The 14164-nt window shown below is 40.2% G+C and carries 9 protein-coding genes; 3 read left to right on the forward strand and 6 right to left on the reverse strand.

Annotated features, from left to right (window positions below):
* Nucleotides 1-7: 7 nt before the first annotated feature.
* Genes EHQ24_RS09395 through EHQ24_RS09410 form a run of 4 tightly spaced genes read right to left on the reverse strand, consistent with a single transcriptional unit; the run spans nucleotide 8 to nucleotide 3850 of the window.
* Nucleotides 8-868, reverse strand: coding sequence for a pirin family protein (locus EHQ24_RS09395; RefSeq protein ID WP_135601403.1), 861 nt, complete (start codon nucleotides 866-868; stop codon nucleotides 8-10).
* The gene (locus EHQ24_RS09400) at nucleotides 865-1929 is read right to left on the reverse strand and encodes a glycoside hydrolase family protein (protein WP_135601404.1); all 1065 of its coding nucleotides are present in this window, start codon (nucleotides 1927-1929) and stop codon (nucleotides 865-867) included. The genes EHQ24_RS09395 and EHQ24_RS09400 overlap by 4 nt, the downstream gene beginning before the upstream one ends.
* Before the next feature lie 15 nt (nucleotides 1930-1944).
* On the reverse strand, nucleotides 1945-2487 hold the full coding sequence (locus EHQ24_RS09405; RefSeq protein WP_135601405.1) for an SRPBCC family protein: 543 nt from the start codon (nucleotides 2485-2487) through the stop codon (nucleotides 1945-1947).
* Between the two features lie 43 nt (nucleotides 2488-2530).
* Complete coding sequence (locus EHQ24_RS09410; protein WP_135601406.1) at nucleotides 2531-3850, reverse strand: MFS transporter; 1320 nt, start codon at nucleotides 3848-3850, stop codon at nucleotides 2531-2533.
* Between the two features lie 47 nt (nucleotides 3851-3897).
* Between EHQ24_RS09410 and EHQ24_RS09415 the strand changes: the two genes are divergently transcribed.
* From EHQ24_RS09415 to EHQ24_RS09425, 3 genes are all read left to right on the forward strand, one after another.
* Nucleotides 3898-4872 (forward strand): cysteine synthase A, encoded by a 975-nt coding sequence (locus EHQ24_RS09415; RefSeq protein ID WP_135601407.1) that lies wholly within the window; start codon nucleotides 3898-3900, stop codon nucleotides 4870-4872.
* Between the two features lie 219 nt (nucleotides 4873-5091).
* On the forward strand, nucleotides 5092-10965 hold the full coding sequence (locus tag EHQ24_RS09420) for a LamG-like jellyroll fold domain-containing protein (RefSeq protein WP_135601408.1): 5874 nt from the start codon (nucleotides 5092-5094) through the stop codon (nucleotides 10963-10965).
* The gene (locus EHQ24_RS09425; RefSeq protein WP_244310368.1) at nucleotides 10962-11411 is read left to right on the forward strand and encodes a c-type cytochrome; all 450 of its coding nucleotides are present in this window, start codon (nucleotides 10962-10964) and stop codon (nucleotides 11409-11411) included. The genes EHQ24_RS09420 and EHQ24_RS09425 overlap by 4 nt, the downstream gene beginning before the upstream one ends.
* 11 nt (nucleotides 11412-11422) lie before the next feature.
* Here EHQ24_RS09425 and EHQ24_RS09430 read toward each other — a convergent pair whose 3' ends face one another.
* Together EHQ24_RS09430 and EHQ24_RS09435 are read right to left on the reverse strand one after the other, a co-directional pair.
* A complete protein-coding gene (locus EHQ24_RS09430) occupies nucleotides 11423-12184 on the reverse strand; it encodes a hypothetical protein (RefSeq protein ID WP_135601409.1) in 762 nt (253 codons plus the stop codon).
* Nucleotides 12181-14145, reverse strand: a complete 1965-nt coding sequence (locus tag EHQ24_RS09435; RefSeq protein WP_135601410.1) for an acetoacetate--CoA ligase — start codon at nucleotides 14143-14145, stop codon at nucleotides 12181-12183. Before EHQ24_RS09435 ends, EHQ24_RS09430 begins: the two co-directional genes overlap by 4 nt.
* Between the last annotated feature and the right edge of the window lie 19 nt (nucleotides 14146-14164).

Raw genomic sequence — 14164 nt, forward strand, 5'->3', positions numbered from 1 at the left:
TTTACCCTTAGTTGGGCAAAGGAATTCTATCTGTTTCTCCTGGAACTTTTGGGAATTCATCTTTTGCCCATCTTTCCTTTGCTTTTTCGATTGCCTCTTGTCTTGTAGAAACAAAGTTCCAAAATATATTTCTTTTTTCTGTGAGTGGTTCCCCACCAAGTAACATCAAACGGCTGTTCTGTTTGGCCTTAAATTTTACCGATGAACCTTTTTCAAACAAAACCATAGATCCTACCGTATAGGACTCTCCATTGGATTCGATGGAACCACGAGAAACATAAAGCCCTGCTTCTTCTTTGTCAGATAAAATCCAATCTACTTCTCCAGCTTCCGGTTTGATTTCAATGTCTGCATAAAACAAGGGCGAATGAACTGTTGCCGGGGATTGTAATCCAAGAAAACTACCACCTAACAATCGAAATACTAAATTATCTTTGGATAAAACGGGCATTTCTTTTTCCGAAAAATGTTCAAAACTAGGGTTTATTTCTTCTTTATCTTTAGGAAGGGCAATCCATGTTTGAATGCCTTCTAAAATTTCATATTTGGGATCAAATTTAGAGCGTTCACTGTGTACGATTCCAGAACCGGCAACCATCCAATTGGTTTCATTGGGACGAATGTCCATTTCCACTTTTAAACTATCGCGATGGGTGATGACCCCATCGTATAAAAAGGTAATGGTGGCAAGCCCAATGTGCGGATGCGCACGAACCACAAGTTCTTCACCTGTAACAACTGGCACTGGACCGAAGTGATCAAAAAAAACAAAGGGGCCCACCGAACGTTTTTCCATAGCAGGAAGAACGCGGCGGATGATGAAATTGTCTCCTAAATCTTTGGAGTGTCCTTTGAGTGAATTTGTCATTTCTGTTTAGACTTCACCACTTTGGATTTTGGCTTTGTTATTTTCTTTTTAGGACTGGGCTTCTTTTTTTGAATTTGTTTGGTGGATCTCTTTGACGAAGGATTTGATTCTTCCACCTTTCCTACAAAAAGACCAATCGCTTCTTTTCCTTTGGACCAGTGTGCTTTGTCTCTCGCATTAAAATAGAGGATAAAGATTTTTTCGGCTTCCGAATACTTCACATCACAAGCATAAACATGGCTTGCCTTCCATCCTCGTCCTGTTGGCCCAAGAATCGGTGTTTGGTTGATCCGTTCAAAATTGATTCCATCTTCACTTTGTAAAAACAAAATGGCCGAACAAGATTCTTTTCTAACGGGATTCCAAAAAATTCCATTTTGAAATCCAAGGTATCGACCTTTCCATTCAATCACCTTTAAGGAACCGGCACCCAGATTACAAAATGGATCCATATCACTGGGAGAAAGGATGGGATCAGAAAAATAGGAGAATGGCCCTAGAGGGGAATCTGATTCGGCAACAGTGATGTATTTCGGTTCACAAAATCCACAATCAGGAATAAAAACGAGTGAAGAAGAAAAGTACATTCTGTACTTTTTTCCAAATTTCACCAAACATGGATTACTGACTGATTCACCAAATTTTGGATCTTTATGAAATGGAAATTTTGGTGTAATGGCTGTTTTTGGAGAAGACCAAGATTTTAGATCTTTGCTAGTTCGGACTTCAATCCGAGACTTCCACTTCCGATAAGGAAACCAACTCATGATCACATGTAAAAATTTATATTTTTCGTAATAAAGATAGTATGTTCCGTCTTCAAAAAAGATAAACGGTCGCATGGCATTCCAAACTACAGTTTTTCTTTTTTTCCATTGGATTCCATCTTCCGAGAGAAATTCTTGGACTCCGAATAGATTGTGTGCGAAGAGGTGCCAAAGGCCGTCGGGGCAATTTTCAGGAAATAAAAAACTCGGATCCGCCAAAATGGGGGATGGGAATCCGGGTTTTAGAATGGGATCATCTTGGTAAAGTTGCCAATAGATATTTTGTTTGTTCAATCGAAATGAATGTCCTTATCTTTCTAAAACAACTTTAAGGTTCGATAGTCCCTCTTCAAAGTCTTTTCCTATCAATTCTTCAAAATTCATAAAAAGTAACATCAAATTAGAAGGATAAGGCATCGAACCATCAAATCCCCAAATGATTTTAGATTTTTTCTGGTCCAAAGAAGATACTTTCATATAACTTCTTTCGGTTCCTTCAAAAGGTTCAAAAAACCGAAGTTCTGTTTGCATCTCCAGGGCATCCACATTGATCATTTTGATTTCCTGTTCGCCTGTTCCCACTTCTTTGTCTAAACTTTCCCAACGAGAAATAAAACCAACAGTTCCATCTTCACCTGTATAAATTTTCTTCATACTCGGATCCTTTTTGGCCCAAACACTATACTGGTCTTGGTTCTTTAACATTCGAATGTACGCAAATACATCCGAGGCCGGTTTACTAATATCGATCGTACGTTCTACCTGGTATCCTGTTGGTAAAAAGAGAGCGACAATGAGTGGGATGGCGATAAGGCCAATGATTCCTATAGAAATTTTTCTGCCGAGTGTCATAAGTTCATTACTCTACTGTTATCTTTTGATTTAGTCAATTTATTTACCCGCGTGGTTTTAAATTCCAACTGAAAACCAGAAGGAAAATCGCAATCAAAGTGGAAACAAGAATCGCATACAATGCAACATCCCAAGAATAGTTTGTGGCGAGGATGGCTAGCCCCTTTCCCTGAGCCGTTCGTCCGAGAGACCCAAAAAGTCCGATAAAACCGGCCGCAGTACCCACCGCCTTTTTCGATGTAAAATCCATTCCAGCCACACCTAACAACATAACAGGTGGATAGATAAAAAGTCCAATGAGTCCAAACAATATATAGTCGATAAAAATATTACCAGGGGGATTCCATAAAATTCCAAGAAAGGCAAAGAAAATTGGAATGATACAAAGTAAACTTACCATTCCCCTTCTACCGTCGAATTTATCAGACACCCATCCCATAAGAATGGTTGAACCAATCCCTCCAAATTCTAAAATGAGTGTGGAGTATCCACCTCCCAAAAGATCGGCCCCTTTGGTTTCTTTTAAGTAGGTTGGGCCCCAATCAATCAAACTATAACGAATGATATAAACAAAAAAATTAATAATCGCAAATAACCAAATGTATTTGTTACATAAAACCTGTTCAACAATCAGTTGTTTGGTGGAAAGTTCCACTTCGTGATTTTCTTTTTCTTCGGGTGGAAAATCGTCTCGGTATACTTCTACAGGGGGAAGACCTTCTGATTGTGGTGTGTCAACTAAACGAATGTATAAATACACGGAACCAAGAAGGGCAATGATTCCCGGAACAAAAAAAGCATATTGCCAACCAAACTGCGCTGCAGAATGAGAAGCAACCACTCCCACAAGCCCGCCTCCAATATTATGTGCAATATTCCAAAATGCAAACGTAGTTCCACGTTCTCTTACGGAATACCAGTGTCCAAGAGAACGTCCGCATGGTGGCCAACCCATTCCTTGAACAAGTCCGTTGGCTCCCCATAAAAATAGATGAATCCAATAATGATTCGCAAATCCAAATGAAAAATTCAAAATGGCGGTAAGAAACAAACCAACTGCCATAAACTTTCTTGGATTGGAACGATCGGAGAGTGCTCCCATTAAAAATTTTCCAATCCCATAAGTGATGGCCGTAACTGCGAGGATGTCACCTATATCTGCTTTCGAATAAGATAACGCTTCTCCAATTTCTTTGGATACAGGAGAGAAGTTATTTCGAGTTAAGTAGTAGGTCGTATAACCAAGAAAAGTTGATTCCAATACTCTGAAACGAAATTTCGGATAAAGGGTTTGGATTTCGGATTCAGATTTTTGGGGTATGGATGGAGCAGGAGCGAACCACTGGCGAATGGTTTGTAACATAGACTAGGAAGATAGAAGTCTAAAAAGAAGGAGTCAAGTCGATTCTCATGAAAACAAATATTAGAAACGGATTTATTGATACAATTGGAAACACCCCACTCATCCGCATCCATTCCCTCAGTGAAGAAACCGGATGTGAAATTTTAGGCAAAGCTGAGTTTTTAAATCCAGGTGGGTCTGTCAAAGATAGGGCTGCTTTGTATATTATCGAAGATGCAGAAAGGAAGGGACTCCTGAAACCCGGTGGCACTGTTGTAGAAGGAACAGCTGGAAATACTGGAATTGGACTCACTCATATTTGTAATGCCAAAGGTTACAAATCTGTCATAGTCATCCCAGAAACCCAATCCAAAGAAAAAATTGAAATGCTACGCACGTTAGGTGCTGATGTGACATTGGTTCCTGCGGTTCCTTTTTCTGACCCAGGAAATTACGTACGAGTGTCTGAACGAATTGCATTAGAAACTCCAAACTCAGTTTGGGCCAACCAATTTGATAACTTAGCCAACAGGAATGCTCATTTCGAAACCACAGGGCCCGAAATTTGGGAAGAGACCCAAGGCAAAATCGATGTTTGGACGGCTTCTCTTGGAACGGGAGGAACCTACGCGGGAACCGGACTTTATTTCAAATCTAAAAATCCCAATATCAAATGCATTGTTGCCGATCCCTATGGTTCAGGGATTTATTCTTTTGTTAAAACAGGGCAAATCACCATCGAAGGATCTTCAATAACGGAAGGAATTGGACAAGGTAGGATCACAAAAAATATGGAGGGGATGCCGGCGGATGATGCCATTCGTATCCATGACAAAGAAGTCCTCCGGATTTTAAATTTGGTTTTAAAAAAAGATGGTTTGTTTATGGGCGGAAGTGTTGGGATAAACCTAGCCGCAGCTTACCAAATCGCCAAGGATTTAGGCCCAGGCCATACCATAGTCACCGTGTTATGTGACAGTGGAGCCAAATACCAGTCAAAAATTTTCAATCCTGAGTTTTTGGCCTCGAAAGGCCTCAATTAAACCAAACAGACGTTTGTTAATAAAAGAGTTTTAAATGAAACTCTCTCTCAAAAGTATGCGGTATGGATCGGTAGATACTAGTTTTCGTAAAATTTAATCTAGTCATAGAAACTTAGGGAAAGAAATAATCTGGACTTTATAGATTCTTTCCTTTAAGTTTTCGATAATAGAATGTGTCACAAAAGATAAGGAAAATCTTTTTCTGATCGACGTTACTTTATGAGATTTCTGCTAAAAACATTTATCTTTACCCTCATATTACCGCTGTTTGCTTGCCAATTTCCAAGCATCAATCGGTCATTTTTAGAAACCTATACCACATTTCGTTTTTTACAATCCAATACCCTAACCTATTCTGTCTCTTTCCGTGTTTCGGGCCTTCTGGGATCAGGACTCCAAATTGAAAATAATGGGGATGCCGTAGATGTATCTTCTAACCAAATCTATACATTTTCCAAGAAAATCCAGTCTGGTTCCTCTTACAATGTTACCGTTAAAACACAACCTTTCTCTCCCATCCAAAAATGTATTGTATCCTCAGGATCAGGAACTGTCCTCAACGGAAACATAGAAGGAATTCAAATTGTTTGTGGAGATGCCCTATATCTGATTTATGGAACCGTTACAAATCTCCTCGGGAATGGACTCCAAGTACAAAATGTAACAGGTGCAGGTACTAACGTAATCAATGTCAATTCCACAAACTTTTCTCTGCCTCCCATCCCTGCTGGTGAAACTTATAATTTTAGTATTGTCAGCCAACCCACAAACCCAAGCCAAACTTGTACGATCACATCTCCAGGTGTCACTTCAGGAACTATGGCTGCGGCACATTTACCGTCTACCATCAACTGTACCACAAATTCATTTGCAGTGAATGCACAAGTCACTGGAATTTTGGGAACTCTTACGATGGGTAATGAACTCAAACTGACGTTAGATGGATCAAATACAATCAATGTCACTAGCGACGGAACTTTTGCCTTTCCTGGAACTTATTTGAGTGGGGGAACATTTTCTATCACCATTGATAACCCAGGAGGGATCATCACCACAGGAGTTTGTTCGATATCCTCAAGTTCCATTACAATAGCCAATGGGGCCTATACCATTCCTGTTAATTGTAGTAATGCCTATCTCATCAGCGGGACGGTTTCGAGTCCGGGCGGAACCACAACAAGTATCCTCAGTAATTCTGTAACCTTGGATTTGGTCAATACGGGAGGAACACCATTTGTATCCCAACAAGTTACGATTAACGCTGGAGTGACAAACTTTACATTTCCTTCTACGATACCCGGAGGATCCAATTACCAAATTGCAGTAGCAACATCGGCACCTAACCAAATTTGTACGATTACAGCTGGTGCCACACATTCGGGAACGGTTTCGGATATGGGCACGGCTGTGGTTAATTGTAGTTTGCCCACTGCTAATTTTTCTCCCGTCACAGGATCTGTTTTTAATAATGATGGAACGGTGACTCTCTCCAGCCTCATCCCTGGATCGGAGTATCGTTATACTTTGGGAAACGGGGGCCAAGCGGATCCCACCTGCTCTACTGGAACCTTAACAACCACATCAGTTCCCATCACGGATACAAATTCTTCTGTCATCAAAGTGATTCATTGTAAAACTGGATGGGTGGAATCTCAAATTGTAAGTTCCACGTATAACTTAAAAGTGGCTACACCAACTCCTAGTTTGGCGACAGGTTCCCTTTTGAACTCAGGTCAAGCAGTTAGTTTTTCGACAACGACAACGGGAACTACATGGGTCTGCCAAGAAGGGGCAGCGGGGACTCCTACAGATCCCGTTTGTGGTGCGACGGCAAACACTTGTTCTTCGGGAACAGCCGGAAACTATGTGTTTCCAACTCCTGGTTCTTCTCAAAATGTAAAAGCCCGAATGTGTAAAGTGAACTATGTGGGTAGCGATATTTTAAGTCTGAATTACCAACCCAATGTTTACACCGTGGGAGGAACCATTAGTTCTCTCACCATTCCTTTTGGAGTGAATACCTTTGTTCTACAAAATAATTTGGGTGATGATTTGATCATTGCAGGGAATGGAACTTTTACTTTCAATACCGCGATCCCAACTGGTTCAAATTATTCTGTGACTGTTCTTTCCAACCCACAAAACCCTTGGCAAACCTGTAATTTAACCAATGCTACAGGAACCATTGGTGCAGCAGCCATCAGTAATGTTTCCATCACATGTTCGGTCAATCAGTATACCATGAGTGGAAACATCACAAGCACTGTTCCATTACCAGCAGGTCTCACTGTCACAAATGGGATCGATACCATTAATGTCCCTGGTGGCGCTACCTCCACTCCTATCTCTTTTACCACACCCATTAACAGTGGAACAGGTTACAATATCGCCATCAATGCAGAACCACCGGGTTATGTTTGTGCCATCCAATCCTTATATTCTGGAACAATTCTTGGAGCTAACATTACCAATGTGGCGGTCAACTGTGTAGTGGGTTACCGGTATGGAAATGCCATCACTGCCAAAAAACCAGCTCCTTTACAGATCCATTATTACCGTGGTTTAGTGAGCACAGCGGCCGGACAAACTACAAGTGGATCCGCAGATGCCACAGGAACTTCAGCCACATTCTCTAGTATCGGAGGGGTTACGTTTGATGGAACCAGAGGATTCATTGTTGATTCAGGAAATCATAAAATTCGAATCTTCAATCCTGATACGGGTGCTGTGACATCCCTTGTCGGAAATGGAACTCCTGGAAATACAGCGGGCTCAGGTGCTGTCAGTGCTTTCAATTTTCCAAGAGGAATCACAACCGATGGAACTTATCTTTATGTTACAGAATTTACGGGAAACCGAATCAAAAGAATTTTGATTAGTTCAGGCATCACGGAAACTTTTGCCGGAGATGATTCATCAGTTTCACCAGCCAATGCCAATGTGGATTCGACAGATGCTACACTTGCAAGGTTTGCTTCTCCTACAGGAATTGTTTTCGATAACGATAAACTATACATTGCCGACAGGAACAATTCATCTATCCGCGTAATGAAACTTCGAACTAGAGAAGTTTCCACACTCACTAGTGGAGGAGATATCAACCAACCCGAAGGAATTACAATTTCGGGTGATTATCTTTATACATCAAACCTGGGAACTCATAACATTACAAAAACCCATAAAGATACAGGAGTCACTACGATCCTTGCTGGGAGCACCAGTATTGGATTTGTGGATGGGATGGGAACTAGCGCCAGTTTTGTGATGCCACATGGAATTACAAATGATGGAATCTTTTTATATGTAGCAGATTATGGAAACCATCGAATCCGTCGTGTCCATATGACAACGGGTGAGGTGATCACGATTGCAGGTTCCGGTGGAACAGGTCTTGTGAATGGCGAAGGTGTGAATGCAACCATCGAAGCTCCGATGTACATAACAAACATTGGAAATGTTTTAGTATTTGGAACGACTCATGCTCTCCGCTCACTCAATGTTTCGGGACTATTAGCCTATTACCCGTTAAACGGATCCGTTCAAAATTTAATGAACAACCAAACCATCACCGCTGTGGGAAGCCCAGGATTTGGACTGGGAAGGTTTGGAGAAAGTATAGGTTCCGCTTCTACTTCCTTAGGAAATGCAGGGATCGCCCCACTACCTGCAGGTTCTGTAAACAATATATCCATATCTGCATGGTTGAATTGGGACGGAACAATTCCAGGAACTGCTAAAATTATTTTTTACAATGGAACGGCCAGTACCAATGGTCACGGACTCTTTATCTCTAACGAAAGCCAACTCGGGATCTTACGAGGAGGTTATCCTCCAGATGCGGTTCCAATCACGATGATTCCTGGTTTATGGACTCATATAACAATGACAGTCGATAACTACAATATCTATCGTATTTATATGAACGGTAATTTGGTGTTTCAAAAACAATTTTCCACCAATGCACCAACGGGAGATTTTTCCATTGGAGTTGCCTCTCTTACAAATTTTTTTCCCGGTAGAATTGCGGATGTTCGTTATTATTCCAAAGTATTAAATGAAGCGGAAGTGAACGACTTGGCTCGGAACGCAGATTCTGCTCTTGTCGGGAATTCATATGCCTCTCGACCCATCGAACTCTTAATGCAATATGAAATGAATGGAAATTATAATCCATCAGGCCCCGTTGGTGGAACCCTTTCGGCGCACGGGGGCTTGACTGGACTTGCACCAGGGCGTGACCGAAGTCCAAGTTCCAGTGTACGTTTTGTGGCAGATAACATCGGTTATTTGGATGGACCAGAACTTGGACTTCCTATGGGGCAACACCCGAGGAGTGTTTGTGTTTGGATTCATCCAGAAAGATACCCACTGGGTTCTCAGAACGCTGCCATTTTCTCTTATGGAACTGCGGGAGGGAGTACTGAATTCATTCTGTCTATGTATACAGACGCAGGAGGAACCAATTTACTTCGATACGGCGGACTCGGTAGTGGCGAAGTATTTACAACTCATTCTGTTCCGATCAACCGTTGGTCACATCTTTGCGGAACCTTTGATGGAACTTACGGATCTATCTATGTGAATGGAATCGATGTGGTTGGGCCATCTAATATCGGTTCGTCTGTGACAACAACACCTGGAACAGGGGTTTACGTCGGAAAAATGATATCCTTTCCCACACAAACTTTTGCCGGTAAAATTGCTGATCTCAGAGTTTATTCAAAAGCCTTAACCGATAAAGAAATTCGGCGTCTCTCGGCTCAAATCCCTGCAGGTCTTGTGGCACGCTTTGACTTTAACAAAGACCTCCAAGATGTGAGTGGAATGGGAAACCAAGTTACCAATATGGGTGCGGGTCTTTTTACAGATCGATATGGCAATGCAGCCGGCGCGATAAGTACAAATGGAACCAATTATATTAATATTGCCACAACCGATACCCAATTACCAAAAACAAACAAAGCGCGTACTGTTTGTGTGCATTACAAATCCAGTGTATCAGATCCGGGCACAATGGTGAGTTATGGTCAAGCAAGTACGGATGGTATGATTTCACTTGGAACGGCAAATACTGGGAGTAAGTATCTTTTTTCAGGTTATGCAAATGATGTTGAAGGATCTTATTATAACCATCAAAATGTGTGGCACCAACTTTGTGGTGTATTCCACGGGCCAAATAACGGAAATTTGGCGATGATTTACCACAATGGAGTTTTACTTGATACTCAGATTAAAAATACTTGGAATACAACTCCAACTGCCTTTACTATTGGAACGAGAGCCGATCTCACTACAAATTTTTCCGGTTTTTTGGATGATGTTTTGGTTTATAACCGAGCCTTAAGTACAAACGAAATCCAAGCCCTCTCTGGATACGATCCAAGACAAGTAACAACTTGGTCACCTACACTCGGCCTAAGCAGTTTGCGTCTCCACCTAAGTGCCGATAGTTTATCTAACCAAGGGAATGGCACAGCCGTCACTACTTGGCACGACCGCAGCGGAAATGCAGCCTCCTTTTTTAATGGACCAGTAGCCCCTACATACAACAATGCGGGTTACAATGGAAAACCATCTGTCAACTTTATTGGTGCTAGTTCCCAGTATCTTTATAGAGGAACTGCTTTAGATCTTCCCTTCAACAACTCAACTTTCTTTTTGGCATTTAGCAGAACGAATCTTGTTGATGGCCCATTATTAGAATCAGCAGCTGGTGGAGTTTCTTACCAATTACAAAGCAATCGAGTTCATATGACCAAACCAGGATTTGGTGATATTGGATACAGCAGTCCTGTTTTTTCTGGAACTCTGGTGCCTTATTTACTTGCCGTAGAACATTTGGGATCAAGCTTATTTGGACTTTATTCCAGTGGACTTAGCTATGGATTCACGATGAATGTATCACAAACGTTTACGCAGAACAATGTCTATTTGGGAACAGATGCAGCAACCACCAACTATTTCTCTGGCCATATCAGCGAAGTCATTTATTATAAAACGAGCTTAACGAACGTAGGAAGAGACATTGTATTTTGTTATTTGTCACAAAAATACAATTTAAGTTTGGCTGGTTCGGGAACTTATTGCGAGTGATTGTTATCTTAACTAAAACATTGAAAAACCTAGTAAAAGTTGGATTTATATGTTTGTTTAGAAAATTCAATTTAATTAACCTTGGATTGATTGTTCTCCTTGTAACACTTAATAATTGTTCGCCTGAAAATGAATCACCAATCAAAGAACCACCTCCCCCACCCGCAGTGACTGTTCCTTTTCCGGAAGCGATGTATGTGCAAAATGGATGTGCTGCCTGTCATGGCATGGGGGGCAATGGACGCGGAACCAGATCACATTTGTTATCCAACTCGCGTGTTCCGAACTTTCAAGACAAGACTACCTACATTTATGGATCTACAAAAGAAGCCATAGCCAAAAGTATTAAAAACGGAATCCCAGGAACCTACATGAAAGCCTATGGACATATGAGAAAACAGGAAATTGAAGCGGTTGCTGAATTCATCCAAAAGATGCAAAGGTAAACTACCGAACTTTATCTTCCCAAATTCATTAAGGTAGTAAACATTTCACAAGAGGTGACAGAACCTAATTCGCAAGAGTCACTTAGTTCTTCCAATGCCATTCCAATTTCTTCGGATTTTTTTGTTTTTAACCTAACAAGAGCAGAAGATTCTAATTCTTTTGCTTTTATAATTTGTTCATCAACGGTTTGGAACTTCCAGGGTTTCAGTCGTTTCTCTAAAGACAAACTATCCAAAAATAGTTGAATATCCTTTTCGATTTTTGGATAAACTGACTCATAACAAGTAATCATAATCGTGAATCCAAACTCTTCGTCAGTGGAAGTGATATAGTGTTGTAAAATTGTATCTTCCTTATCTTTAAAACTTCCAAAGATACCTAAAAACTTAAAACCATTTTCAACATTTGGAATTTTCTGTAAGGTGAAAGATTTACGAACATTTGTAACCATACTAAACCTCCTGGACTCTGCATGAAAGATAATGGGATGGAGGGGAAGTTTATTTTCTGATTCTTTAAAAAGAATCACCAGGGCAGGAATGATTTCTCGACCAGATTCTTCTTTTAAGGGTAAGGTTTTGAAATGATCAAACATGGTTGTGGTTCCATTTGACCTTCTTTCCGTAAGAAACCACTTTAATGGGAGATCAAACGATATACAATTGGTTTGGAAACAAGTGCGAAAATGAGTTGTATTTGTTTCTGCAAAAAGATTGGTGAAGAGAAATAAATAAAAAACCAAGAATCCAAAAATTTTGAATCCTTGATTCATACGCTCAGTTCCTTTCTGTTTTTAAAATGGTCTAGTGAATTTGGATTGGATAATGCGTTTTTGTTTTTTACTTCCAAACCAGCTACGGTTTGTTTGACGGCAATTTCTACTTTTTTCCCATTCACTGTATAGGGGATTTCTGGAACTGAAAGAACTAAAGCCGGAACATGTCTCGGAGAAGTTTCTAATTTGATTTGTTCTTTGATTTTTTTAATTAAAGACTCGTCTAAAGTGACTCCCGGCGCCATAACCACAAACAAAACCACTCTTACATCATCCTTATAGTCTTGGCCAATGATCACACTGTCGACCACTTCTGGAATTGTTGAAACCACAGAGTAAATATCAGCCGTTCCTATTCTCACACCACCTGGGTTCAGTGTAGCATCGGAGCGACCATAAATCACTAATCCATTTTCAGCTGTGATCGATGCAAAATCACCATGACACCAAATATTATCGTAAGTTTCAAAGTAAGCGGATTTGTATTTGGCCCCTGATTCATCATTCCAAAAAGATAGTGGCATAGAAGGAAATGGTGTGGGACAAACAAGTTCCCCTTTTTCATTTTCAACGGATTTTCCCATATCGTTAAAAACTTGTACGTCCATCCCCAAACCTTTACACTGAATTTGACCTTCAAACACTGGTAAACCAGGATTCCCCAAAGCAAAACATCCATTTAAGTCAGTTCCACCTGAGATAGAAGAAAGTTGCACATCTTGTTTTATATTTTCATACACATAACGAAATCCAGAATTAGGTAAAGGTGAACCAGTAGAAAGGATCACTTGTAAATCTGGCAAAGGATACTTTGTTTGGACTTGAATTTTTTCCTCTTCCAAAACAGAAAGGTATTTGGCACTCGTTCCAAAAACTTGGATGGATTCTTTGTTTGCCATAGACCATAAAGTTTCCCAAGAAGGATGGAATGGGTTTCCATCAAATTGATAGAGTGTAGCGCCCAATGCCAATACGGATTGTGACCAGTTCCACATCATCCATCCGCAAGTTGTATAATAAAAAAACCGATTTTGTTTGGACACATTGCAGTGTAACGAAAGTTCCTTGGTATGGTTAAGTAAAACTCCTCCTCCCTGAACAATACATTTCGGTAAACCTGTTGTTCCCGAAGAAAACATAATGTAAACTGGATCGGAAAAAGCAATTGAAGTGTAATGAATCTTTTCTCCTAAATTTACCGAACGGATTTCATTATAATGAAATGGGAATTGGATTTTTCCAAAATCTTTAATAGGTTCCACAAAATCATAAATTAAGGTTTGTTTGAATTCAGAGTTTTTTGTATTTGTCAGTTTGTTTGAAACTTCTTCCAACTTATCAACAATGGAAATTTTTTTGCCTTTAAACAAATATGACTCAACAGAAATCAAAACTTTGGGTTGGATCTGTTCGAACCTATCAAGGATTCCCCGAACACCAAAATCTGGTGAAGCACTAGACCATATAGCACCTAACGAAGTAGTTGCCAACATTCCAATTGTAGAAATGGGGGCATTGGGAACAAGACCCACAACACGATCCCCTTTTTTTACACCAAGCGAATTCAAATGTTTTTGTAATTTTAATACTTCATTCTTTAATTCCGAATAAGTTAATCTTTGAATTTGGCCATCTTCCGAATAAAAAAACAATGCAAGATCATTCGGATTTCCAACCTCAAGTAAATTCTCTGCAAAATTATACAAGGCACCAGGAAACCAATTTGATTTAGAAAAATGATCACCTGTTTCTATCGTTTGATCCGGTTCACGGTGTAACTTAAAACCGGAATAAGACAACCATTCCTTCCAGAACAATTGGTATTCTTCTACAGAAAATTTATGCAAAGAAACATAATCAGAAAATGACTTGTGAAACTTAGTTTCTAAATGACCTAAAAAACGGGATAGGTTTGTCTCTTTTGAATGAGGTATCCAAAGTATATTTTGAGTCGCCATGAGGACTGATCTTCCCGGA

Source organism: Leptospira noumeaensis (assembly GCF_004770765.1).
Classification (GTDB): domain Bacteria; phylum Spirochaetota; class Leptospiria; order Leptospirales; family Leptospiraceae; genus Leptospira_A; species Leptospira_A noumeaensis.